22 protein-coding genes are annotated in these 23,972 nt (G+C 74.1%); 15 read left to right on the top strand and 7 right to left on the bottom strand.

What is annotated here, in order from left to right; genetic code table 11:
* Window positions 1-13: 13 nt before the first annotated feature.
* On the top strand, window positions 14-859 hold the full coding sequence (locus tag ABGB11_RS15550) for a hypothetical protein (RefSeq protein WP_347633190.1): 846 nt from the start codon (window positions 14-16) through the stop codon (window positions 857-859).
* Window positions 860-926: 67 nt separating this feature from the next.
* Window positions 927-1,904, top strand: a complete 978-nt coding sequence (locus ABGB11_RS15545; protein WP_347633188.1) for a pyridoxal-phosphate dependent enzyme — start codon at window positions 927-929, stop codon at window positions 1,902-1,904.
* A 5-nt stretch (window positions 1,905-1,909) separates the two neighbouring features.
* Here the strand turns inward: ABGB11_RS15545 and ABGB11_RS15540 are convergent, their stop codons facing one another.
* Window positions 1,910-2,503: a Uma2 family endonuclease gene (locus ABGB11_RS15540; protein ID WP_347633186.1), complete on the bottom strand. Its 594-nt coding sequence runs from the start codon at window positions 2,501-2,503 to the stop codon at window positions 1,910-1,912.
* Window positions 2,504-2,651: 148 nt separating this feature from the next.
* Between ABGB11_RS15540 and ABGB11_RS15535 the strand changes: the two genes are divergently transcribed.
* On the top strand, window positions 2,652-2,894 hold the full coding sequence (locus tag ABGB11_RS15535; RefSeq protein ID WP_021592600.1) for a hypothetical protein: 243 nt from the start codon (window positions 2,652-2,654) through the stop codon (window positions 2,892-2,894).
* Between the two features lie 92 nt (window positions 2,895-2,986).
* Entirely contained in the window at window positions 2,987-4,084 is a 1,098-nt protein-coding gene (locus ABGB11_RS15530) for an acyl-CoA dehydrogenase family protein (RefSeq protein ID WP_347633183.1), read from the top strand.
* Here the strand turns inward: ABGB11_RS15530 and ABGB11_RS15525 are convergent.
* Window positions 4,059-4,469: a DUF2000 domain-containing protein gene (locus tag ABGB11_RS15525; RefSeq protein ID WP_347633181.1), complete on the bottom strand. Its 411-nt coding sequence runs from the start codon at window positions 4,467-4,469 to the stop codon at window positions 4,059-4,061. The genes ABGB11_RS15530 and ABGB11_RS15525 overlap by 26 nt on opposite strands.
* Window positions 4,470-4,531: 62 nt before the next feature.
* On the opposite strand from ABGB11_RS15525, the gene ABGB11_RS15520 reads away from it, so the two are divergent.
* The 3 genes from ABGB11_RS15520 to ABGB11_RS15510 all read left to right on the top strand — a co-directional run bounded on the left by ABGB11_RS15520 (window position 4,532) and on the right by ABGB11_RS15510 (window position 7,231).
* Window positions 4,532-5,332, top strand: coding sequence for an AraC family transcriptional regulator (locus ABGB11_RS15520; protein ID WP_347633179.1), 801 nt, complete (start codon window positions 4,532-4,534; stop codon window positions 5,330-5,332).
* Between the two features lie 15 nt (window positions 5,333-5,347).
* Complete coding sequence (locus ABGB11_RS15515; protein WP_347633177.1) at window positions 5,348-6,346, top strand: ADP-ribosylglycohydrolase family protein; 999 nt, start codon at window positions 5,348-5,350, stop codon at window positions 6,344-6,346.
* An 87-nt stretch (window positions 6,347-6,433) separates the two neighbouring features.
* A complete protein-coding gene (locus tag ABGB11_RS15510) occupies window positions 6,434-7,231 on the top strand; it encodes an alpha/beta hydrolase (protein ID WP_347633176.1) in 798 nt (265 codons plus the stop codon).
* Here the strand turns inward: ABGB11_RS15510 and ABGB11_RS15505 are convergent.
* The gene (locus ABGB11_RS15505; protein WP_347633175.1) at window positions 7,228-7,647 is read right to left on the bottom strand and encodes a TIGR03668 family PPOX class F420-dependent oxidoreductase; all 420 of its coding nucleotides are present in this window, start codon (window positions 7,645-7,647) and stop codon (window positions 7,228-7,230) included. The two genes, ABGB11_RS15510 and ABGB11_RS15505, sit on opposite strands and share 4 nt — an antisense overlap.
* 95 nt (window positions 7,648-7,742) lie before the next feature.
* Between ABGB11_RS15505 and ABGB11_RS15500 the strand changes: the two genes are divergently transcribed.
* Window positions 7,743-8,813 (top strand): hypothetical protein, encoded by a 1,071-nt coding sequence (locus ABGB11_RS15500; RefSeq protein ID WP_347633173.1) that lies wholly within the window; start codon window positions 7,743-7,745, stop codon window positions 8,811-8,813.
* Here the strand turns inward: ABGB11_RS15500 and ABGB11_RS15495 are convergent.
* Both ABGB11_RS15495 and ABGB11_RS15490 read right to left on the bottom strand, forming a co-directional pair.
* Window positions 8,770-9,573, bottom strand: a complete 804-nt coding sequence (locus tag ABGB11_RS15495) for an enoyl-CoA hydratase (protein ID WP_347633171.1) — start codon at window positions 9,571-9,573, stop codon at window positions 8,770-8,772. The genes ABGB11_RS15500 and ABGB11_RS15495 overlap by 44 nt on opposite strands.
* A 35-nt stretch (window positions 9,574-9,608) precedes the next feature.
* The gene (locus tag ABGB11_RS15490) at window positions 9,609-10,253 is read right to left on the bottom strand and encodes a class II aldolase/adducin family protein (protein ID WP_347633169.1); all 645 of its coding nucleotides are present in this window, start codon (window positions 10,251-10,253) and stop codon (window positions 9,609-9,611) included.
* 71 nt (window positions 10,254-10,324) lie between these two features.
* Between ABGB11_RS15490 and ABGB11_RS15485 the strand changes: the two genes are divergently transcribed.
* Window positions 10,325-11,242, top strand: coding sequence for a sugar kinase (locus ABGB11_RS15485; protein ID WP_347633167.1), 918 nt, complete (start codon window positions 10,325-10,327; stop codon window positions 11,240-11,242).
* A gap of 1 nt (window position 11,243) precedes the next feature.
* Here the strand turns inward: ABGB11_RS15485 and ABGB11_RS15480 are convergent, their stop codons facing one another.
* Both ABGB11_RS15480 and ABGB11_RS15475 read right to left on the bottom strand, forming a co-directional pair.
* The gene (locus ABGB11_RS15480; protein ID WP_347633165.1) at window positions 11,244-12,794 is read right to left on the bottom strand and encodes an AMP-binding protein; all 1,551 of its coding nucleotides are present in this window, start codon (window positions 12,792-12,794) and stop codon (window positions 11,244-11,246) included.
* A gap of 68 nt (window positions 12,795-12,862) precedes the next feature.
* A complete protein-coding gene (locus ABGB11_RS15475; RefSeq protein WP_347633163.1) occupies window positions 12,863-13,498 on the bottom strand; it encodes an ACT domain-containing protein in 636 nt (211 codons plus the stop codon).
* Between the two features lie 194 nt (window positions 13,499-13,692).
* On the opposite strand from ABGB11_RS15475, the gene grpE reads away from it, so the two are divergent.
* Genes grpE through ABGB11_RS15445 form a run of 6 tightly spaced genes read left to right on the top strand, consistent with a single transcriptional unit; the run spans window position 13,693 to window position 23,953 of the window.
* Window positions 13,693-14,412 carry a nucleotide exchange factor GrpE gene (gene grpE, locus ABGB11_RS15470; RefSeq protein WP_347633161.1) on the top strand — a complete coding sequence of 240 codons (720 nt, stop codon included), beginning with the start codon at window positions 13,693-13,695 and terminating at the stop codon, window positions 14,410-14,412.
* A 5-nt stretch (window positions 14,413-14,417) separates the two neighbouring features.
* The gene (locus ABGB11_RS15465) at window positions 14,418-16,001 is read left to right on the top strand and encodes an Hsp70 family protein (RefSeq protein WP_347633159.1); all 1,584 of its coding nucleotides are present in this window, start codon (window positions 14,418-14,420) and stop codon (window positions 15,999-16,001) included.
* A 27-nt stretch (window positions 16,002-16,028) separates the two neighbouring features.
* Window positions 16,029-18,653, top strand: a complete 2,625-nt coding sequence (locus ABGB11_RS15460; RefSeq protein WP_347633157.1) for a hypothetical protein — start codon at window positions 16,029-16,031, stop codon at window positions 18,651-18,653.
* Window positions 18,653-19,891: a hypothetical protein gene (locus tag ABGB11_RS15455; protein WP_347633155.1), complete on the top strand. Its 1,239-nt coding sequence runs from the start codon at window positions 18,653-18,655 to the stop codon at window positions 19,889-19,891. Before ABGB11_RS15460 ends, ABGB11_RS15455 begins: the two co-directional genes overlap by 1 nt.
* A 2-nt stretch (window positions 19,892-19,893) precedes the next feature.
* Complete coding sequence (locus ABGB11_RS15450) at window positions 19,894-22,230, top strand: hypothetical protein (RefSeq protein WP_347633153.1); 2,337 nt, start codon at window positions 19,894-19,896, stop codon at window positions 22,228-22,230.
* 4 nt (window positions 22,231-22,234) lie between these two features.
* A complete protein-coding gene (locus ABGB11_RS15445; RefSeq protein ID WP_347633151.1) occupies window positions 22,235-23,953 on the top strand; it encodes a hypothetical protein in 1,719 nt (572 codons plus the stop codon).
* Window positions 23,954-23,972 lie beyond the last annotated feature (19 nt).

Below are 23,972 nucleotides of genomic sequence, written 5' to 3'. Positions count from 1 at the left end.
TTAGCATGACGGGATGGCGATGCCCCGGTGGCTTGCGGTACGGCTCTTCTTCTTCGGTACGCGGATGTATCTCTGGGGGCGGTACGGGATGGCGGGCCGCGCGTTCCGACTGGTGGTCGAACGCGGGCCCGAGCACTGGTCGCCAGTTGCCTTGAAGTGGCTGGGCGACTCGCTCAGGATGCAGGGCCACATCGGTCGCGCGCAGGAGGCATACCGGCGTTGCATCGAGATGGGTGTTTACAGCGACTCCGCGGACGCGGCGCTATCACTGGCCCGGCTCCGCGAGGAAGTGCAAGGGGACGCCGATGGCGCGATCGATGCGTATTACACAGCATTGCGTCTCGGCGAGATGTTTGCCCTTGATCCGCTGATATCGCTGCTCGACGCCCGCGGCGACAAGGACGAAGCCAATGCCCTCCTGGCCAAGGCGAACCTCCGGTCGCAGATCAGCGAGGCACTCGACCAGGCCGGCCACCACCACGCCCATGACCGGGCGAAGAACATCCACGGTTACGTGATCGCCGCACTCGATCCCATGGAGACCGTCGAGCACGTGGCGTGGACACTGGCCGACCACGAAGACTGGGACCGGCGGCCTGACGGCTATCTGATCCTCACCGATCAGCGGTTGCTGCTCCTCGACGATTTCCACTACCCCAGCCGATATCACGGACGACATCTACCCGACTACGTGCTCTTGGCGGTCGACCGCAACGACGTCGATAGCGCTCGGGCGTCGAGGGACGACGACGGCACATGGAGCACGGTGGAGTCGGGATTCCGGTTCCGTGCTCGGATCCACGACGACCCCGAGCCCTGGATCAAGGCGCTCAAGCCCCGCGACGGCGAACGGCCGTAGCCTGGTCGCCCACCCGGCACCGGCCGCCTGAACGGAGACGGCATCCGCCGGTCTAGGCTGCTTTGCCGTGCAGGAGACACGCCTCGACACCGCCCGGATCCGGGCGGCCCGCCAGCTGATCGACCCGGTCTTTCTCGACACTCCGCTGTACGACTGCGAGGCGCTGGGGCGCGACCTCGGGTGCACGGTGAGCGTCAAGCTCGAAACGGCGAACCCGGTCCGCAGCTTCAAGGGCCGCGGCACCGAGGTCGTTGCGAGCCTGCTCGCCGACGGCGGCTCGCGTGCCGCGGTGTGCGCCAGCGCGGGCAACCTCGGCCAGGCCCTCGCGTGGTCTGGCCGCGGCCGGGGGCTGGACGTCGCCGTCGTGGCCTCCCGCTTCGCGCCTGCGGCCAAGCTCGACCGCATCCGCGCGCTGGACGCTCGGTTGGAGCTCGTGGACGGCGACTTCGACTTGGCGCGCGAGCGGGCGGCGGCCATCGCGCGGCACGACGGCATCCGGCTGGTCGAGGACAGCCTGGACATCGAGACCTGCGAGGGCGCGGCGACCATCGGCCTGGAGCTGGTGGACGCCGCGCCGTCCTTCGACACCGTCCTGATCGCGCTCGGCGGCGGCGCGCTGGCCACCGGGGTGGGTCATGTGATGAAGGCCCTGGCGCCGGACGTCGAGGTGATCTGCGTCCAACCGCTTGGGGCACCGGCGATGACGCGTTCCTGGCGCCAGGGACGTGTCGTCACCACGGATTCGACCGACACCATCGCCGACGGCGTCGCGGGCCGGTTTCCCATCCAGGCCGTGCTGGACGATCTTCTGGCGGTCGCCGATGATGCCGTCCTGGTGCAGGAGGCATCGATCATCGCCGGTATGCGGATGCTCCTCGACCACGCGGGACTCGTCGTCGAACCGTCGGCCGCGCTCGGCATCGCGGCGATCATCGAAGACCGCGACCGCTTCGCCGGCCGGCACGTGGTCACCATCGTGTGCGGGAGCAACGTCGACCTGGACGCCTACCACCGCTGGGTCGGCGCGGCCCCCACCCCCAAGTAGGCCGCTCAGGCGAATCCAGAAGTGTCCAGTTCGATGTCGATGGGTTCCGGAAGGGGGAGGGTCTTGCCGAAGGGCACCCACTCGACCTTGTGGAAATCGCCTTCCTTCGGCTCGCTGAACAGGCTCACCTTCTGTTCCCTGCGGTCCACAAGGAGGTAGAGCGGGATCTCCGCGCGTGCGTATCCGCGCCGCTTGGCTTCCCGGTCCACCTCCGGCCTTGAGGAGGTCACCTCGACCACCATGGCCACGCCACCGGGCTCAACGGGCATCCAGGACTCGGCGTCGCGGAAGAGACCCGTCTCGGCGAGAACGAACGTCGCGTCCGGAATCACGCGGTTGCCCGGCTGCCCACCATCACTACTTGGCACGAGCAGACCCTTGTTGCCCGACCAGTGAAACCTGTGCGGGGAGTCCCGCACCACCTGCAGGCTGATCTCTGCGATGCACCACTCGTGCGCGCCTATGGGGGGTGGGGACACGACGATCTCTCCGTCGATCAGCTCGGCTCGGAAGCCCTCCGGGGTGTCGAGGGCGAGGAAACCTTCCAGGAGAACGTCGGCGTCCCCGTGCGACAGAGGCTCATGAACCATGACAGTCATGCTCTGCTCCTTTCCTCGCGAGCGAGTCTATGAGCAGAGCGCCACCCTTCGCATACAGATCGTAGTTGTCGAGCGTTACGCCCCCAGCGTACGGCCCTATGCGTCGGGTGGGGCAGATAGAACGGGCGCGAGTGGGCACGGTTTGTCTATGGATGAGCGAGATGCCAGGCGCGGGGACGTTCAGGAGCTCAGTGACTTCGAGCTGACCGTGTACGAGACCGTGGCGGAAATCGACAAGGAGCGGGGCGCGGCCGACTTCGAGACGATCGGGGCGCTCGTCGAGGCGCCCGAGGAGGATCTGTGGGCCGCGCTCGGGCATCTGGTGTCGATCAACCACCTCCACTCGACGAGCAAGGGGTACGTGCTCGGTCCGCACGACTGGGCGCCCTGATCGTCCCGGTGGATGGGAACGCGCGGGAGGCGGGAGCCGGGCGCGCGGCACGATGATCCGGTGAGCGCCGGACACGTGGGGGAGGCCGCCCGATGAGGCTCGTCGTCACCGAGGAGCAGCGGGAGCTGCGGGACGCGCTGCGGCGGTTCTTCGCCGACCGGTCCCCCGCCGCCGAGGTGCGGCGGCTGATGGAGACCGCCGAGGGCTACGACCCCAAGGTGTGGGCGCAGATGGCCGAGCAGCTCGGCCTGCAGGGCCTCGCGATCGCCGAGGAGCACGGCGGGGCCGGGTTCGGGGTGCGCGAGCTGGCCGTGGTGTTCGAGGAGATGGGGCGGGCCGTGGTGTGCGCGCCGTTCCTGGCGACGATCACGGCCGCGGCGACGCTGGAGGCCGGGGAGGGCGGGCACGACCTGCTACCCGGGATCGCGGACGGGTCGGTCATCGCGACGCTGGCCGTGGCCGAGGACGGCGGGTCGTGGGATCCCGAGGATGTGGAGACCACGGTCGAGGGCGGGCGGCTGCGGGGGGCGAAGAACTTCGTCCTGGACGGCCACATCGCCGATCTGGTTCTGGTCGCGGCCAAGGGCGATGACGGGGTGGGCATCTATGCCGTCGAGGATGTGGCCGTCCTTACCAGGAACGTCCTGCCCACGCTCGACCAGACGCGGAAGCTGGCGCGGGTCGAGATGGACGGCGTCCCGGCGCGCAAGGTCGGCGGGCGGGACGCCTTGGTGCGGGCGCTCGACGTGGCGGCCGTCGTCCTGGCGGCCGAGGAGCTCGGCGGGGCCCAGAAGACGCTCGACATGACCGTCGAATACGTGAAGGTGCGGCGGCAGTTCGGGCGCCCGATCGGGTCGTTCCAGGCGGTCAAGCACCGGTGCGCCGACATGTTCGTGCTCGTGGAGTCGGCGCGGTCGGCGGTGCTGAACGCGGCGGCCGCCGCCGACGAGAGCCCCGGGGAGCTGCCGGCCGCCGCCGCGCTGGCCAAGGCGTACTGCTCGGACGCCTACTTCCGCACCGCCGGCGAGGCGATCCAGCTCCACGGCGGCATCGGGTTCACCTGGGAGCACGACGCGCACCTGTACTTCAAGCGGGCGCAGGGGTCGCGGCAGCTGTTCGGGGCGCCGGACCGCCACCGGGAGCGGCTCGCCGCGCTCGCCGGGATCACGGGTGCAGCCGCAGCCCCTTGAGGACCTTGTCCACGCCGTTCTTCGGCCCGTGGACGGCGAACCCGACGAGAGGCATGTCCTCGGCGGTGACCGCGCGGACGGTCTCCCGGTTGGCCTCGTCGTGGCCGGTCTTGAACATGTCCTCGATGTAGACGGCGATGTCCATCTCGCGGGCGAGGGCGCGGCCGTGGGCCTTGAGGATCGCCGCGGCGTCGGCCTCGTAGACGAGCACGGGCTGCCGGAACATCGCCAGGTACCGGTTGCCGGAGGCGTCCTCGTACGGTTCGCCGATGACGCCGGGCACGCCGCCCGCGACGGCGCCGGCCAGGAACGCGGTGACGTTGAGCCGCTGCCAGGCGGCCAGGTCGTCCCGGACCACGATCCCGATCTTGGTGTCGAAACGCATGCCGTCCAGGGTGCCGCGCGGGAGGCGCGCCGTCTTGAACGCTCGTGCGCCAGACTGGTCGTGTGGACTGGAGCAGGTACTGGCGGTCGCCCGACCGCCCCCTGGAGGCGATGCACGCTCACTTCGAGCGGCACGTCTACCACCGGCACAGCCACGAGACGTACTCGTTCGGCGTGACCGAGGACGGCTACCAGGCGTTCCGGTGCCGCGGCGACGCCCACACCAGCGCGGCGGGGATGGTCATCGCGTTCAATCCGGACGATCCGCATGACGGCCATGCCGCCGACGAGCTGGGCTTCACGTACCGGATGGTGCACATCGGCCCGGAGCTGGTGGCCGCCGTCCTGGCCGACATCGCGGACGGCCCGGCCGGGCTGCCCCTGTTCGACTCGCCCGTCGTGCCCGATCCCGTCCTGGCGAAGAACCTGCGCGGCCTGCACACGGCCCTGCTCGGGGGTGCGCCCGCCCTGCGGCGGGACGAGCTGCTGACCGCGACCGTCGGGGCGATGGTCGACCGCGCCGCCACGAGGCGGGTGCGCGCGTCGGCGGCCGGCGGGTTCGTCGAGCGGGCCCGGCGGCGGCTGGACGAGGCGTACCTGGACGACATCGGCGCCGACGAGCTGGCGGAGGCGGCGGGGTGCAGCCGCTTCGCGCTCTACCGGGGGTTCAGGCGGGCGTACGGGATGGGGCCGAGCGACTACCAGCGGCAGCTCCGCCTCCGTGCCGCGCGCCGCCTGCTCGCCGCGGGCGAGGCCATCGGGGACGTGGCGGCCCGCACGGGCTTCTCCGACCAGAGCCATCTGACGCGCTGGTTCGTGCGCTGCTACGGCATGACGCCGGGCCGCTTCCAGAGTGCCGTCTGAGGGAGAATGCCCGGTATGAAACGGGCGAGCGGGGCGATGTTCGGGCTGGCGTACGGGGATTCGCTGGGGGCACCCACCGAGTTCCTGTCCATGAAGCAGATCCACAAGCGGTTCGGCGACCACGGGCCGACGCAGCTCAACGGCGATCCCGCGCTCGTCACCGACGACACGCAGATGGCCGTCGCGGTGGGACTGGGTCTCCTGGACGCGCTGGCCAACCCTCCGTTCACCCCGGATCTGATCACGCCGATGTGGCGGCGGCGGTTCGTCGACTGGCTGAACGATCCGGACAACACCCGGGCGCCCGGCCACACCTGCATCCGGGCCTGCCAGGGCCTCGAAGCCGGGCTGCCCTGGGTGAAGGCCACCGTCGCGGGCTCCAAGGGCTGCGGGGCCAACATGCGCGTCGCGCCGGTCGGGCTCGCGCCCGGCCTGACGGACGAGACGCGGGCCGCGGCGGCGCAGTTGCAGGCCGCCCTCACCCACGGGCACCCGACCGGGCTCGCGGCCAGCGAGCTGACCGCGTTCGCCGTCCGGTGGCTCGCCGACGGGATCGACCCGTCCGACCTGCCGGGGGCGCTCCGCGCCCGCTGCCACGACCAGCGCACGACGTACCACGAGCGCTGGCTCGGCACTCTCTGGCAGCAGCCGGGCATGGACGCCCCGGAGACCTTCGTCTCGCGCGGCTGGGACGAGTGCCTCGCCGTCCTCGACCGGCTCGACGAGGCCCTCGCGCGCGGCGACCGGGCGTCCGACCCCTGTGAGATCACCGGCGGGGGCTGGATCGCCGAGGAGGCGCTCGCCACCGGCCTGCTGTGCTTCCTGCTGTTCCCGGACGAGCCGGTCGAGGCGATCTGGCGCGGCGCCGCCAGCTCCGGCGACTCCGACTCGATCGCGTGCCTGGCCGGCGCGTTCGCGGGGGCGCGCCTCGGCATGGACGCCTGGCCCGCCGAATGGTCCGCCCGCATCGAGTACGCCGACCGTCTCGCCGCCATCGGCACCGCCTGGGACTGACCCTCGCGAGAGCACCGCTCTTGACGGCACCGCACCCTACGGCTAATCTCATTAGCCATGGGGCTAGCAAAGTTTAAGGAGCGTGCGATGAGCGAGACCCGGTTCCTCGACCTACCCGATGGGCGTCTCGCCTACGACGACAGCGGGGACGGCCCCCTCGTCGTCTGCCTGCCGTCGATGCTCGACCTCCGGTCGCAGTACCGGTTCCTCCGCCCGCTGCTGCTGGAGGCGGGGTACCGGGTCGTGACCGTCGACCAGCGCGGGATGGGCGAGACGAGCGCGACGTGGCCCGAGTACGGGAGCACGCCGCTGGCCCACGACCTCATGGCGCTGCTGCGGCACCTGGACGCCGGCCCGGCGCTAATCTACGGCTGCTCGAACGGCGCCGCGGCGGCGGTGTGGGTCGCGGCCGAGGCACCGGAGCTGATCAGCGGGCTCGTGCTGGCGGCCCCGTTCGTCCGGGACGGCAAGGCCGGTTTCACGCAGAAGCTGACGATCGCGCTCGCGCGGATTCCCGGGCTGGCCGTGCCGCTGTACATGTCCTACTACCCGAAGTGGGAGCCGAAGCGGCCGGCCGACTTCGCCGAGCACACGGCGAAGCTGAGGGCCAACTTCAAGGAGCCGGGCCGCGGCAAGGTCATCGCCGGCTACCTGAGCATGTCGCACGCCGAGTCCGAGGCGCGGCTCGACCGGGTCCAGGCGCCCGTGCTCGTCATCATGGGGACGGGCGACATCGACTGGCCCGACCCGGCCGCCGAGGCCCGCTGGGTCGCGCAGAGGCTGAACGGCGAGGTCGTCCTGCTGGACGGGGCGGGGCACCACCCGCACGTGGAGTACCCCGAGAAGGTCGCCGAGGCGGTCACGGCCTTCCAGAGGAAGCTCTAGGACGCCGACCAGCCCGTCCAGGCGTCGATGGTGATCGCGATGACCGGCCCCTCGGGCGGGCGCTCGCGGTACTGGGCGTAGCGGCCGGCCAGGAGCCGCACGGGCTCGGCCATCCCCGCGGCGTCCTCGACGATGTGGGCGTGGCCGTCCACCCTGACCCACCAGAGCCGCTCCCAGTCGTCCTCGTAGTGGTCGGCCAGCAGCGCGACGCGGGGGTTGGCGCGGATGTTGGCGAGCCGCCGCAGATCCCGCGTGCTCTTGGGCTTGTGGTCCACGGCCGTGTAGACGGCGCCCCGGTGGACGGCGAACGTCACGGGGACGAGGTGCGGCCGCGCGTCCTCCCCCACGGTCGCCAGCCGGACGACGGGAACCGTCGTCAGCAGGCGGCGCGCCTCGTCCGGCGCAAGCTTCGGCACACCCTCAGCCTGCCATGCCGCCTCCCCCGGCAGGAGTACGCGGATCCCCCCTCGGCGGGAAGCCGGGCGGGGCGGGTCCCGGCGAGGGTCGTCCCATGGGATCGATCATCAGGCAGTGGCCCCGCTGGGCCGGATACGCGGCGGGCGCGTGGTCGATGGGCGCGGTGGCCGTGGCCCTCTACTGGGCGTTCGGCGGGGAGGCGGGGAACCGGCTGGACGGCATGCGGCCGGTGGCGTGGGTGATCGCCGCGTGCCTGGGCGCCGGCGGGATCATGGCGGTGTCGAGCGTCCGGGACGTCGGGCGGCACATGCCGCGCTGGTGGCCGCTCGCCGGGCTCTGGGGCGCGTTCGCCGTGGCGGGGGCCGGGACGTTCGGGTTCGTCATGAACGCGCTGCAGCTCGCCTTCACGGGGACGGTCGACGACTGGCCGGCGTTCGGCGTCGAGATCCTGTGCGCGGCGGGCGCGGCGCTGCTGGCGGGCGCGGCCCTGGCCTACCAGCGCCGGACGGCGGGGGCGTGCGCGCGCTGCGGCCGGGTGCACGCCGACACGGGCACGGTACGGAGGCCCGCGCCCGTGTCGGCCCCGCCGCGTGGAGTGCACTGGGCGGCCTACGCCGGGACGCTCGCCTTCGTCCCCTACGCCGTGATGAAGACGACCTGGGCGCTCGGGGGCTCGTTCGCCGGGATCGAGGGTGAGCGGGTCGTCGCCGAGTTCGAGCGCAACGGCGCGTCCGGGCTGGTCCTGACGCTGGAGAAGTACGGGCTGGACTTCACCACGCTCTCGGCGGCGCTGGGCGTCGTCCTCCTGTTCGCGCTCACGCGCGAGTGGGGGCAGGTCTTCCCCCGCTGGACACCGTTCGCGGGACGCGGCGTGCCGCGCTGGCTGCCGCTCGCGCCGGCCTGGCTCGGCGCCCTCACGCTCGGCCCGTACGGCGTCGTGGGGACGGTCGGGTACCTGCTGCCGCCCGTCGTCGGGCTGGGCGACCTCCCCGACGACCCGCTCCTGCACGGGTGGTCCGGCTGGACGGTCGCGGCGTGCGGGATCGTCGCGTTCGCCGTCTACGGGACGGCGCTGGGCGCCGCGGCGTGGTCGTACCAGCGCCGCACCCGCCCGCGGTGCGTCAGTCCTGGAAGTCCGGCGGCCGGTGCTCCTTCCGCGCCCTGATCGCTTCCTCGAAGTTGTGGGTGGTGAGCCGGACGTACAGCTGGGCCAGGCCCTCCTGGCCCATGTGGGCGTCCAGGCTCGCGGCGTCCAGGCTCGACCACAGCATCCGCTTCGTCAGCTCGGTGCCGGGACGGCTGAACCCGGCGATCCGCTCGGCCAGCTCGTAGCACGCGTCGAGGAGCTTGCCGCCGGGGACGACGCGGGACAGCAGCCCGATCCGCTCGGCCTCGGCGGCGTCGACGTCCCGCCCCGACAGCATCATCTCGAACGCGCGGGACGCGCCGATGGCGCGCGGCAGCAGGTAGCTGAGGCCGAGCTCGCTCGCGGTCAGCCCGTTGTTGATCCCGGCGGCGCGGAACAGCGCGGTGTCCGAGCCGAGCCGGATGTCGGCGGCCAGGGACAGGCACAGGCCGCCGCCGATCGCCGGGCCGTTGACCGCCGCGATGACCGGCTGGTGGACGCGGCGCATCGCGCGGATCACGTCGTCCAGCAGCTCCATGGACCGGAGCGCGATGGTGGGGAGCGTCAGCCCGTCGATGCCGGGGATGTGACCGGGGTTCTCCAGGTCCGCCCCGGAGCAGAACCCGCGCCCCGCCCCGGTGATGACGACGACGCGGGTGCCGTTGTCGCGGCCGACCTCCTCCAGCGCCTCGCGGAACGGGACCATGACGTCGAACGCCATGGCGTTCATGCGGTCGGGCCGGTTGAGGGTGATGAGCGTGACGTCCGGACGCGGCTTGTCGATCAGGACGAAGGGCAACGCGGGCCTCCCTGGGTTACCTAACAAGCGTTAGGTTACACGCGCGGGAACTCCGGCGGCGCGAGCCCCCGCTCGACCACCCTCGCCAGCTCCTCCTCGGTCAGGACGCGCGGCTCGCCGATCGCCCTGGCGCGGACGTACACGCCGCAGAGCCACTCCAGAAGGCGCGCGTTCTCGAACGCCTCGTCGAGGTCCCGGCCGATCGTGACGCCGCCGTGGTTGGCCATCAGCGCGGCGCGCTTGCCGCCCGCCATGGCCGCACGGACGTTCTCCGCCAGCTCGGGCGTCCCGTAGGTCGCGTACTCGGCGACCTTCACCACGCCGCCCAGCAGCAGCGTGTTGTAGTGGATCGGCGGCAACTCCGGCATCGTCGTCGCCACGACGGCGCCGTAGGTCGAATGGGTGTGCACGATCGCGGCGGCGGGCGTCGCCTCGTAGAGCGCGAGGTGCATGGGGGTCTCGGACGACGGTGCCCGGGCCCCCTCAGCGAGCCGCGAGGACAGGGTCACCACCGGGCAGTCGGCGGGCTCCATCCGGTCGAGCATCATCCCACCCGGCGTGACGGCGACCAGGTCGCCCGAACGGACGCTGATGTTGCCCGACGCGCCCGTCACCAGACCGGTTTCGGCCAGCCTCCGGCCGATCGCGCACAGCTCGGCCCGCTCGTCCTCCAGCAGCATGCGAATACCTCTCACATCTCACGGTTCCCACCGCGTACGCTACGGCCCTGACGATCACGAAGGGGCCGGTCATGACGGTTGTCACTCTGGGCGCGCACATCCTGGACGTCCTCGCCCGCCCCGTGCAGGGCATCCCGGACGGGCAGGACACCGTCGTGGTGGACCAGATCCGGGTGACCGCCGCGGGCGCCGCCGCCGGGACCGCCGTCGCCCTCGCCCGGCTCGGCAACGAGGTGATCTCGGTCGGCGCCATCGGCGACGACGACCTCGGCGACCTGCTGGTCACGATCATGCGGCGCGACGGTGTGGACGTGTCCGGGCTCGTCCGGCGGACGGCCGACCAGACCAGCGCGTCCGTGCTGCCGATCCGGCCGGACGGCGGGCGGCCGAGCTTCCACGTCCCCGGCGCGAACCTGACCCTCACCGCCGGCGCGGTCGGGCCCGGCCTCCTCGGCGCGGCGGACGTGGTGCACCTCGGCGGTCCCGACGTCACGTTCGGCCTCAACGACCCGGCGTTCTTCGACATGCTCGCCGCCGCCCGCGAGTCCGGCACCGTCGTGACGATGGACCTGCTGTCCAACATGCCCGACCTGCTGACCGGCGCCGCCGCGTTCCTCCCGTACGTCGACCACGTCCTGCCCAACGAGGAGCAGGCGGCGGCGATGACGGGCGAGGACGACCCGGAGAAGGCGGCCGCCACGCTGCTCGGGAAGGGGCCGAGCACGGTCGTCGTCACGCTCGGCGCCGACGGGAGCCTCGTCGCCACCGCCGAGGGCGTGCACCGGCTGCCCGTCCTGCCCGTGGAGGTCGTCGACACGACCGGATGCGGCGACGCGTACTGCGCCGGGTTCATCACGGGCCTCACGCACGGCGAGGACGTCCTGGAGTCGGCGCGCTGGGGCACCGCGGCGGCGGCGGCCGTCGCCCAGGGCCTCGGCTCCGACGCGTGCCTCACCGACCTGGAGGCGGTGCTCGCCCTCCTGGACTGACTCAGATCTTCTGCTTCTGGTCCTTCCAGTAGGGGTCGCGCAGGAGCCGCTTGTAGAGCTTGCCGGTCGGCGTCCGCGGCATCCGGTCGACGAAGTCGATCGAGCGCGGGGCCTTGTACCCGGCCAGCGAGGCGCGGACGTGCGCGATCAGCTCGGCGGCGAGCCCGTCCGAGGGGACGGCGCCGTCGCCGAGCTCGACGGCCGCCTTCACCTGCTCGCCGAACTCCTCGTCCGGGACGCCGAACACCGCCACGTCCCGGACGGCCGGATGGGTGATCAGCACGCCCTCGACCTCCGCCGGGTAGATGTTCACCCCGCCGCTGATGATCATGTCGATGACGCGGTCGGAGAGGAAGAGGTAGCCGTCCTCGTCCAGGTAGCCGACGTCGCCGGTGGTGAACAGCCCGTCCTCGCGGTGCACCGAGCGGGTCTTCTCCTCGTCCCCCCAGTACTCGACGTCGTCGCCGCTGGTGTAGCGGAAGTAGATCTGGCCGCGCTCCCCCGGCGCGGCGGGCTCGCCGTCCTCCCGCAGGACGTGCACCTCGGTCGTGGGCAGCGGGCGGCCGACGCTGCCGGGCTTCTCCAGCCACTCCCGCGCGGTGATGACGCTGTTCACCGACGCCTCGGTGGAGCCGTAGTACTCCGAGACGATCGGGCCCAGCCAGTCGATCATCCGCCGCTTGACCTCGGGCGAGCAGGGCGCGGCGCCGTGCCAGACGACCGCGAGGCTGGAGCCGTCGAAGGCGGCGCGGGTCTCCTCGTCCAGACGCAGCAGCCGGACGAACTGCGTCGGGACGAGATGGACGTTCGTGATGGCGTGCTCGTCGATGAGCGCGAGCGTCTCGGCGGGGTCGAAGCTCCGCCGGATGACCAACGACCGCCCCCGCAGCAGGAACATGAACGACCACAGCCACTGCGCCGAGTGGTAGACGGGCCCGACGAGCAGCGACCTGCCGTCCGGCGGGATCGTGAGCGCGCCGGCGAACACGTCGCCGATCAGCGCCGCCGTCTCGATCGGGGCGTCGACGCCCAGCACCTTGCGGCTGACGCCCTTCGGCCGGCCGGTGGTGCCCGAGGTGTAGAACATCGGGAAGCCCATGACCGGGTCGGTGATCTCCTCCTGCGCACCCGCCGCGAGGAACTCCTCGTACGGGGTGAAGCCCTCGACCGCCTCGCCGAACGCGACGCGCCCGGCGAGGCCGAGCCCCTCGGACGCCTCCCGCGCGACGTCTCCGAACGCGTCCTCGGTGAACAGCACCCGCACGCCCGCGTCCTCCAGGACGTAGCGCAGCTCGTCGGCCGTCCAGTGCCAGTTGACCATGACGTACCGGAGCCCGACGTGCGTCGCCGCGCACATCAGCTCGAAGTACTCGCGCCGGTTGCCGGAGTGGATCGCGATCGCGTCGCCGGTGCCGAGGCCCAGGCCGCGCAGCGCGCCCGCCAACCGGTCGGTCCTGGCGTCGAGCTCCCGCCACGACGTGGCCCCGCGCTCATCTGCGATCGCGGGGGCGTCCGGCCTGGCTTCGGCGTACGGGGCGAGCAGAACGGCCATCGGCCACCTCCAGGAAGCGACAACGCCCAGGAGCCGACTCTAGGCCCGCGACCGCCGTGACCACCAGGTCAGAAAAGCGGCCGTTCCGCGTAGAGGACCGCGTCCGCCGCGCCGGCGAGCTGCTCCAGCCGGAACACCTCCGTCCGGTGGAACGGCGGGGCGCCCGTCCGGGCGACGACCAGCGCGAGGCTGCCCTTGGCGAGCGGGCAGACCGCGTACCGCGTGCCGTCCGGCGCGGTGAACGCCCGCGGCCGCAGCGGCAGCAGCCCCGGCAGGGCCGCCCCCGGCTGACCGCCGGCGCTGACGTGCACCAGCACCGCCCCGCCCTCCCCTTCCAGCTCGGCGAGGCCCGCCCAGTCCGCGCTCAGGATCGCCGGGACGGCGTCGGCGAGGATCCGCGCGCCGTGCTCCGGGACCGCCGCGACCTGCCCGATCACGGCCGCGTCGGGGAAGGCGCCCTGCGGCTCGACGGTCGGCCAGATCCCGACGACCTCCACCCCGGGCACCGAGCCGAGCCCTTCGGCGAGCCGGTCGGTCCCCGCGCCGGCGGGCCACACGACGGTGAAGTCGTCCATCGCCCGCCCGTTGTCACGTTCCAGCACCGCCATCTGGACGACGTCCGCGCCCGCCGCGCCCAGCGTCCGGGCGACCTGGCCGAGCGATCCGGGACGGTCCGGCAGGCGCACCCGTATCCGCAGCAACATCGCCACCTCCTGTCTCCGTGCCAGGCCCCCAGCCTCCGTGACGGCCGTTTCCTCCGTGTTACCGCAAGGTCTCGTCATGAGAAAGCGGCACGGGAGGTCGGTGCTGGAATGGCGGGTACAGGTCAAACTAGAGTCCGGTGAAGGTCATCGAATGGCCTGTCGCCTCCTGCCGTCCAGCATTAAGGTAACTGCACGTGTCGAGGGACGGGGAACCCCCAGTCAACGAGGACTCCCGAGCCGAGCCCGGAGCGGCGCCCGCAGGCGATGCCGGCGCGGACTTCCGCGCCGAGGTGCGGGAGGCGCTCGCCGGGCTGGCGGCGCGGCTCGACCGCGAGCACGAGCGCGCGGCGCACCGGGAGGCCGTCATCGACCGGCTGCACGCGGAGAACCAGCGGCTCCGCCGCGGGGAGCTGGAGGCGATGCTGGAGCCGGTCCGCTCCGCCCTGTACCGGCTGCACGACCAGGCGCGCCGCGAGTCCGAGCGGCTCAGCGCGCCCGAGCAGGCCGAGCCGCCCGACCCGCGGCAGACGGCGCTGCTCCTCGCCGCCGTCGCCGACGACGTCGCCGACGCGCTCGCGCGCCTCGGCGTCGACCGCTTCACGGTCGAGCCGGGCGCCCCCTACGACGCGTCCCGGCACCGCCCGGTCGCGGTCACGCCCGTCGACGACCCGCTGCGCGACGGCACGGTCACCGGCGTCGGGGCGGACGGGTTCGAGCAGGGCGGGAAGGTGCTGCGCAAGGCGGCGGTCAGCGTCGGCCGCCTCGGCGGGAGACCGGGCGGAAAGGACGGCGGAGCGCCCGGCGAGGACGGGAGGGCGGCCGGGGGGAACGGGTCCGGCTCCGCCGCCGCGACGGGCCGCCCCGGCGGGGAGGGCGGCACGGTGAACACCGGACAGACGACGAACAGCGGGTGAGGGACATGGCCGTCTACGGGATCGACCTGGGAACCACGTACTCCTGCATCGCCTCCATCGACGATGTGGGGCGGCCCGCGGTCCTGCGGAACCTGGAGGGCACCGACACCACGCCGTCCGTCGTGTTCTTCGAGAGCGGCGAGAACGTCATCGTCGGCGCGACCGCCAAGGACACCGCGGTCCTGGAGCCCGACAACGTCGTCAGCCTGATCAAGCGGGACATGGGCCGGGACGTGACGCGCCCCATCCACGGCATCGACTTCACCCCCGAGGAGGTGTCGGCGTTCATCCTGCTGAAGCTCGCGACGGACGCGCGCACCACCACGGGCGAGGACGCCCGGGACGTCGTCATCACCGTCCCCGCCTACTTCGGCGCGGCCGAGCGGGACGCGACCCGCAAGGCCGGGCGGATCGCCGGGCTGAACGTCGTCGACATCGTGTCCGAGCCGATCGCCGCCGCGATCACCTACGGGGTCCTCAACCCCGAGCAGGACCGCACGATCCTGGTCTACGACCTCGGCGGCGGGACGTTCGACACCACCGTCATCGCGCTGCGCGACGGCCACATCGAGGTCGTGTGCACCGACGGCGACCACGAGCTCGGCGGCGCCGACTGGGACGCGCGGCTCGTCGAGCACCTCGCCGAGCGGTTCCGCGCCGAGCACCCGGACGCGGGCGACCCGCTCGACGACAAGCAGACCGAGCAGCAGCTCCGCCGCGACGCCGAGGACGCCAAGAAGGCGCTCACCACCCGCACCGCGCACACCGTCCGGGTGATGCACGGCGGACGGGTCGCGGCCGTCGAGGTGACGCGGGAGAAGCTGGAGGAGCTGACCAAGGACCTCCTGGACCGCACCGTGGAGATCACCGGCCGGACGCTGTCGACGGCGGCGGACAAGGGCGTGGAGGACTACGACGACCTCGTCCTGGTCGGCGGGTCGACCAAGATGCCGGTCGTCGCGGCCCGGCTGGAGACCGAGCTCGGCCTCGCGCCCCGCCTGCAGGACCCCGACCTCGCGGTCGCGAAGGGCGCGGCGCTGTACGCGTTCGAGGAGACCTACCGGCGGCTCGTCCGGGAGGGCGCCGCCGAGCGCGCCGAGGAGATGGCGGCCCGGGCCGGGCTGTCGGCCGAGCAGCAGCGGCAGATCGCCGGGCGGCAGATCAAGACCGTCGCCTCGCACGCGTTCGGGATCGTCGTCGTCGACCGGGAGACCGGCGCCGAGAACGTCGCGCACCTGGTGCACGCCAACGACGAGCTGCCCGCCGCGAAGACCGAGGACTTCTTCACCGTCTACGACGACCAGACGTCCGCCGACATCCGGGTGATGGAGCAGGCGGGGGTGGTGGAGTCCACCGACCTGATCGACAACACCGAGATCGCGACCGGGGAGATCCGCGTCCCGCCGGGCAAGAAGGCGGGCTGGCCGATCGGGGTCACCTTCGCGCTGGACTCCTCCGGCCTGCTGAACGTCACGGCCGTGGAGAAGGAGACCGGCGAGCGGCTGGAGCTGAAGGTGGACGTCGGCGGCATGTCCGAGGAGGAGGTCGAGCGGTCCCGCAAGGCCCTGTCCCGGGTCCAGGTCAGCTAGCGGCCCGCCGACCCCCTGGAGGCGCCCGTGGCGTTCGACGACGACTACCGGCGGGAGGTGCTGGAGCCCGCGCGTGCCGCGGGCGACCAGCCCCCCGAGGACCTGCGCGTCCGGTACGCCCTGGACCTCCCCTTGGCCGCGGCGGACGTCGCGGCGCGGGTGAAGCAGGTCCGGCAGTGCTGGCGGCGGGCGCGCGGGCAGCTGAAGTACCGCAAACTCATCGACCGGCTGGAGGCCGAGCACCGCGAGCTGGTCCCGCTGTTCTCCGCCGCCGAGCGCGGCGACCTGCGGCCGCTGGAGGGGCGGCTGCGCGGCGGCCGGGAGCGCGGGGAGCGGCGCCGCGGCCAGGCCCGCGCCCGGCTCGCCGACGCGGCCGGGGCGCTGCGGATGGCGGCACCCGCGGAGCTGGAGGCCATCGCCCGCACGTCCGGGATCACCCGTGCCGAGCTGGCCGAACTGGCCGCCGCCGACCGCATCGAGATCCGCGACCCGGACCCGCTGCCGACCGCCGCGCCCTACCCGGCGTTCCGCAAGGTGCAGGAGTCGCTCGACGTCCTCGGCAGGCGGCACCTCGCCGACTTCGTGTTCGGCAGGCGGCTGACCGGCCCGATCCGGCTGCTGGACGGCTTCGCCGAGCCCGGCGGGACCCTGCGCCTCGACGGGGACGCGGTGGCGGCGGCCGGCGCCGAGTGGGCGCGCCGCAGCCGCGACACCAGCACCACCCACGCCGACACGATCCTCGCGGCGCTGCGGTCGGGGGCCGACCTGGCGGACCTGCTGCTGTTCGACGTGGCCGACCGGCTCCGCGAGCGGCTGCGGCAGCGGGCGTCCGAGCGCGGCCTGCTCCAGTACGCCGTCGAGGACCTCGGCGTCGAGCAGGGCGACGCGCGCCGTCTGGTGTTCGCCGTCGTCCGCGAGAGCGGGCCGGGCGGCGGCCTCGCGGGACGGCTCCGCGCCCTGCTGGACGCCGGCGACGTGTACGCGGCGTCCGAGCTGGCCGACGCCGCGAAGGTGCCGCACCCGGCGCCCGGCGCCGAGCCCCCGGAGGAGGAGATCCTCGCCGCCGAGGCCCGGCACCGCCTCGACACCGCGCTGCGCCTCCGCGAGGCCGCCACCGCCGAGGCCGACCCCGACCGCGCGTTCCGCCTCCTGTCCGACGCGCTCCGCCTCGTCCGCGACCTTCCCGGCGCCGAGGCGCACCGGCGCCGCCTCCCGCCGCGCCCCGTTCCCGCCCTGCACGCCGACGTCGACCCCGGCGCGGGCGGTGACGGCCGCGCGTCGGTGCGGCTGTCCTGGGAGCGGTCGCCGTCCACCGCGGGCGAGGTGCTCTACCACGTCGTGCGGCGGACGGGCCGGGCGCCGCGCGACGTCCGGGACGGGGACGCGATCGGCGGGGCGCTCGACGAGCGGCCGCCGGTGAACGCGCCCGTGTACTACGCGGTGTTCGCGCTGCGCGGAGAGGCCGCCGCCCCGCCCGCCGTGGCAGGGCCGGTGACGGTGCGGCCGGAGCCCGCCGAAGTCGAGCTGCTGCCCGGTGACGGGCAGGTGACCGGGCGGTGGCGGTGCCCGGCCGAGGCGGCGCGGGTCGTCGTCGTCCGCGACGGGCGGCCTGTCGCGGCCGGGCGGGACGGGTTCCGGGAACCCGTCCCGAACGGGCGGACCCACCACTACCGGATCTGCGCCGTCTACCTCGACCCGTCCGGGCAGGAGGTCACGACGGAAGGCGTGCGGGCGTCGGCCACGCCCAGCGCGCCGCCCGAGCCCGTGTACGAGCTGAGCGCCGAGCCCGATCCCGCCGACCCCGGGCTGGTGCGGGCCCGCTTCGACCCGCCGGGCCACGGGACGGTCGAGCTGGTCCTGTCGGACGGGCCGCCGCCGTGGCCGCGCAGCGCGCTCGTCCCGCTGGAGGAGGTGCGGCGGGAGACGCGGCGGCTCGCGGGCACGCCCGCGCCCGGCGGGCTGGCGGTGCGGCCCGGGAGGGGCGGGTGGCTGCTCGCGGTGACGGTCGCGGAGGGCACCGCCGCCATCGGCGCCCACCACCGGCACGTGAACCTGCCGCCGCCGCGCCGGCTGGTCGCCGAGCGGCGCGGCGCGTACGTGCACGTCGGGTTCGACTGGCCGCCCGACGTCGCCGAGGTCGACATCGTCTACCGGATCGGCGGCGGGCCCCGGCACGGCGCGGGCGCGCCCTCCAGCGAGGCCGTGACACGCGCCGCCTACGACACGCAGGGCGGCGTGCGGCTGGCGGTTCCGGAGGACGAGCCGGTCGAGCTGTCGGTCGCGGCGGCCGGGACCGTGGGCGGCACCCGGGTGACCGGCCCGCCGGTGATGGCGGAGGTCGCCGCGCGCACCATCGTCCGGTACGACGTGCTGCGGTCGGGTCCGCCCTGGCGGAAGACGCTGACGGTCCGGCTCACCTCGCCCCATCCGCTGCGGGTGGCGCGGCTGTCGCTGGTGCTGCGCACCGGGAAGGTGATGCCGCACCGCGCCGCCGACGGCGAGACGCTCGGCGTGTGGGAGCAGGTGCCCGTGCCGGGCGAGCTGTCGCTGGACGCGCCGGACGCGCCGGCCCCCTACTGGCTGCGCTGCTTCGCCGACGACGAGGTCGCCGAGCTGAGCGATCCCCCCGTGCGCCGGCTGCGGGTCGGATGATGGCGGGACCGCTGGCCCGGGCGGGCATCCCCGGCGTGACGTCCAGGCAGGGCATCACCTGCCCGTACTGCTTCGCGTCGGTCGCGCCGCACCGCGTGCTGTTCCGGTGCCGCGGGCAGGCCGGGCGGCGGCAGGGGTGCGCGCCCGTCCTCGACGAGAGGCTGGCCGAGTACACCGGCTCCACCGCGGGCGCGTCGCTGCCGCCGGTGTTCGCCGCGTCCGGGCGCAAGGGGCGGGCCGACTGCCCGGAGTGCGGGGTGCCGACGGGGAACCGCGCCTGCCCGGAGTGCCACAACCCGCTGCCGGCCGCGTACTGCGACTCCCCCGGTCGGATCGTCGCGCTCGTCGGCGCGAAGAACGCCGGCAAGAGCACCTACATCGCCGTCCTGCTGCACGAGCTGATGAACCGGGTCGGGACGGAGCTGGACGCCTCGCTCGTCGCGTGCGACGACCGGACGATCGAGCGGTACAAGCGCGACTTCGCCCGGCCGCTGCTGGAGGAGCGGCGGCTGCTGCCGACGACGGCGAGCGCCGCGACCGGGCCGCGCGAGCCCCTGGTGTACCTGCTCACCAGGACGCGGCGGGGGCGCTTCTCCCGCCCCCGCAACGAGTCGCTGGCGCTCGTGCTGTTCGACACCGCGGGCGAGGACCTGCGCAGCCGCGAGGCCACCGACCTGCACCTGCGGTACCTGGAGGCCGCCGACGCGATCATCTTCCTGGTCGACCCGCTGGAGCTGCCGGGCGCGCGGACGCAGGTCCGCGACACCGTCCCGGGGCCGCCGGCGGCGGGCGAGGACCCTGGCGGTGAGCCGCTGGACATCATCGCCCGCGTCACCGAGACGCTCCGGCAGCGGCACGGCACCCGGCCGGGCGAGCCGCTGCCCGTCCCGGTGGCGGTCGCGCTCACCAAGATCGACGTGCTGCGGCCGGCGCTGCTGGCGCAGTCGGCGCTGCACCGGTCGCGGTCCGGGCAGGGCGTCCTCGACCTGGACGACAGGGACGCGGTGCACGAGCAGGTCCGCGCGCTGCTGCACGACTGGCAGGCCGGGCAGCTCGACACCTACCTCGGGCAGCAGTACGCCGACCACGCGCTGTTCGGGCTGTCGGCGCTCGGCGGCGTCCCCGAGGGAGGACGGGTCGGCGCGGGCGGCGTCCGGCCGTACCGGGCCGAGGACCCGCTGCTGTGGCTCCTGCACCGCTTCGGGATGCTCGACGGCGTCCGTCCCGGAGGGGGGTAGCCGTGGCGTGGCAGCTGCACTACACCTCCGCCCGGCGCGGGCCCACGGGGCGGGCCGGGTTCCAGTTCGTCGCCGAGACCCCCGGCCTGCCGGACGGGGTGCGGGCCGCGGTGACGCCCTACCTGTCGTACCGCCCGCCGCCGGACGCGCCGCCGTCCCCCGACGACGCCGAGCTCGGCGCGTTCCCCGTCGCGTTCCTGTACGACCGGGTGGACGGCCGGTCGCTGCTGCTGCGCTGCCGCTACCTCGGCCGCGACTACTCGGGCCGCTACGGCAACTTCTTCGCCCACGCGGTCGTCGCCGAGCCCGGCGAGCTGGAGGGCCTGCGGCCCGCCGAGCTCTGGCACGCCCCGCTGTGGACGCCGTGGCCCGCGCAGGACGACCGGCTCGCGGAGCTGGAGGAGCTGACTCCGGACGACACGCTGTCCCCCGAGGCGCTGGCCCGCTGGCTCGCCTCGTCCGGCCTGGAGGCTCCGCACCGCACGCTCGCCCTTCTCACCGACGCCGCCGCGGAGGTCCTGGAGCAGGGGCACGGCCGCGTCGTCCTCATCGCGGACGAGGTCGAGACGATCGTCCGCTGGATCGCTCTGATCACCTATTCGCTGCCGGTGGACACGGCGGCGCGGCTGACCTTCACCACCTACTCCGCCGATCCGGACGGCGCGGCGCAGACCCTGGTGGGCACGACCACCGGGGTCTGGTCCGCCACGCGCACCCAGGCCGGGGACACCTTCGCCCTCCACGTCGAGCACGGCTTCGGCGAGTTCGGCACGCCGGCGTCCCTCTTCGGCCGCACCGTCGCCGCCTGCTGGCGGCGCGCCGACTTCGCGGGCCTCGACTGCCTGGGCGAACTGGCCCTTCTCGACCCCGACGAGGGCGGGCCGTCCGCGCTGGAGCGGGCCGCGGCACTGGTGGCGCTCGGCCGCAGGTACGAGCCGCTCACGGACGCCGAGCAGGACGCCGCGGCGGTGCTGCTGTCCCGGCGGCCGGACGAGGTCCCGGAGTGGCTGTGGCAGGAGCTGGCACCCTGCGTCCCGAACCTGCGGATGCCCCTGCTCCTGGCCGTCCACGACCGGGCCCGGCGCACCCGGGACACGGCCCTCGCGCGGCGGTGCGCATGGCGTTTCACGGAGCTGGCCCTGCGGGACCCGGCGCTGCGCCACCTGCTGCCGGACGACCTTGTGGAGGTCGCGGAGGAGACGCCCGGCGAGGAGTCGCCCGTGACGGCCGCGCTCGCGGCGGCCGGCACGCTGCCCGAGATCGCGGGCGTGGCGGCGGTCGCCGCGCTGACCGGTGTCCGCGTCGCCCCCGCCGAAGTGACCCGCGCCGCGGCGAACGCCGTGCCCTGCGCGGGCCCCGAGCTGAAGACCGCGATCGACGCCTGCCCGGGGGCGCTGCGGGACGCGCTGATGGAGGGGGTGCTCACCGGCCTCGCGCACCGGGCCGCAGCCGACGGCCCCGGCGACCTCCACGACCCGGACGTGTGCGACCTGCTGTACGAGCACGCCGGGGACCTCGGATCCGAACCGGACGTCGCGATCCCCGTCCTGGCCTCGGTCGGGCGGCGGCACGCGGACCGCCGGATCGCGGTCACCCGCGCGCTGCTGGCCGCCGGAGCGCCGCCCTCCAGGACCGAACCCGCGCTCGCGGAGGTGTGGGCGGAACCGCCCACGGCGGGCGAATGCCTGCGCCTCCTGGAGGCGCACGCGGCGGAGTTCGCCTCGTCCCGGGCGCTCGCCGGCCTGCCGTCCCGGACGTTCGGGCGGCTCGCCTCCCGGCCCCGCCCCTCGCTCGGCGAGCTCCCCGCGCTCCGCCTCGCCGCCCGGGTGCGGGAACTGCTCCCGGACGGCCCCGCCGCGCGGGACGCGGCGCTCGTCCAGGCGTACGCGGAGGCGCTCGCGGCCGGGCGGGGCGAGCGGGCCGCGCGGGCGCTCTCCGTCCTCGCCGACCCGGGCGAGGCGACCGCCCAGGTGGCGGACGGCGCGTTCACCGACGCCGTGCGGCGCCTGACCGCACGGCCGCCGCGGTTCCGCTCCGCCCTCCTCGCCGCCCTCCCCGAGGCCACCCGCGCCCGCGTGGGGGAACGCTGGATCACCGGCCTGGGCGAGCGCGCCCGCCGGGGGCGCAGCCCGCTGCGCTCCGCCGCGGTCGCCGAGCGCGACGACCTGGTCGAGGTGGTGCTGCGGATGCGGCGCGGCGGCGCCCGCGAACCGGGCCTGGAGCGGTGGGCCGCCGCTGCGTCCGCCGGATGGCTGGCGGCCCGGCAGATCGACTCCCACCTCGCGGGCTCGCCCGGCCTGCGCGAGGAGCTGCGCACCCTGCGGGCAGAGGGGGCGTGAGCGCGTGCACCCCGTGATCGTGCTGCTGTTGATCGTCGTGTGGCTGGCCGCCATGTGGCTGGGGTTCATGTACCTGTTCCCCGTGCTGTTCGCCGCGACGCTGGTCGTCGCCGGCGCGGCGGCGCTCGGCCTCTACTACCTGCACGCCTGCCGGACGCTCGCGCCGTCCACGCTGGAGGGCCCGTCCCCGGTCGCCGCCCCCGACATCGCCTACCGGCACTACCTGCTCGGCCAGGTGTGGCGCGACTGGTGGACGATCAGCCGGACCGTCGTCCCGCAGGTGTACCGGACGGCCAGGAGCGTCGTGCTGAAGCTGACGCGGACGCTGCTCGGCGGCCCGTGGGGCTTCTTCGTCTTCCCCGCCTGGCTGGCGCTGTGCGCGGGCATCGCCGCCGCGGCCGTGCCCGCCTCGGTCTTCGTGCTGGCGCTGACCGTCCTGTACGGGCTGGTCGCCGCGTTCGGCCTCGCCGTGTGGCTCGGGTGCGTGCTCGTCCTCGCGGCGGTGGAGCGCGGCTTCATGATGTACGGGCGCATCCTGCAGACGTGCCCGCACCCCTTCTGCTACGAGCGCATCGGCCTGCCCGAGTACGAATGCCCCGGCTGCGGGGCCCGGCACCCGCACCTGGCGCCCGGAGCGGGGGGCGCCTTCCGGCACGTGTGCCGCTGCGGCGCGCGGCTGCCGACGACCGTCCCGCTCGGGCGCTTCCGGCTGGCCGCGTACTGCCCGCACTGCGGCGGGCGCCTCCCCGAGCGGATCGGGCGCGTCCGCGTGGAGCCGCTGCCGTTCGTCGGCGGCCCGGCCGCGGGGAAGACGACGTTCATGGTGCTCGGCATCCGCGCGCTGCACGCGCGGGCCCGCGCCGTGCACGGCCGGCTGGCGTTCGTCGAGCGGCGGCACGCGCAGGCGTACGCGGGCGCGATCCGCGAGTTCGAGCGCGGCGGGCGGCTCGCCAAGACCGGTCCGGAACTCCCCCTCGCGACCATGGTGGACGTGGAGCTGCCGGGGCGGGCCCGCCGGATCCTCTACCTGTTCGACCCCGCCGGGGAGCACTACACCGGTGCCACGGAGGTCAGGTCGCTGCGCTACCTGGACCACAGCGAGGCGCTGCTGTTCATCGTCGACCCGCTCGCGCTCCCCCAGCTGCGCCGGACGCTGACCGGGGACGAGCGCGCGTTCGTCGACGAGGCCGCCGCGTCGTCGGAGGAGGACCCCGCCGACACCCTGCAGCGGGTGCTGAACGAGCTGCGCTCCCGCCCCGACCAGGGCCGGCAGAAGCGCGTCGCCGTGATCGTCACGAAGACCGACCTGCTGACCCGCACCGAGATCGGCCGCGGCCTGGACGACACCGACCTGCGCGAGTGGCTCGCCCGAGTCGGGCTCGGCAACACCGTCCGCGCCCTCGACCAGGTCGCCGCCCAGGTGCGGTACTTCGCCTCCGGCCTCGGCACCGAGCCCGCCGGCGTCGCCGACCTGCTCGGCTGGGTGACCGGGCTGCCCGCGACCGCGGCGTCCAACGGCGACCGGCCGCTCGCCGACGCCCCGCAGGAGATCCCGGGGACGGCGCCGCTGCGCGCCCCCTGGCCGGTGCGCGGCCGCGGCTCGGGCCGCGTCCCCGTCGGCTACCAGGCCGGGCGGTGGGCGGTTCTCGCGGGGGTGTCGGTCCTCACCATCGCCACGGTGACCGGGGCGTTCGTCGCCGCGGCGGAGCGGTTCCCGTTCTGAACGCCTGCAGGGTTGTGTG

Source organism: Actinomadura sp. B10D3 (assembly GCF_039871695.1).
Taxonomy (GTDB): Bacteria; Actinomycetota; Actinomycetes; order Streptosporangiales; family Streptosporangiaceae; genus Spirillospora; species Spirillospora madurae.
The sequence above is the reverse complement of the archived record's forward strand: the minus strand, read 5'-3'. Positions and strand labels throughout refer to the sequence as shown.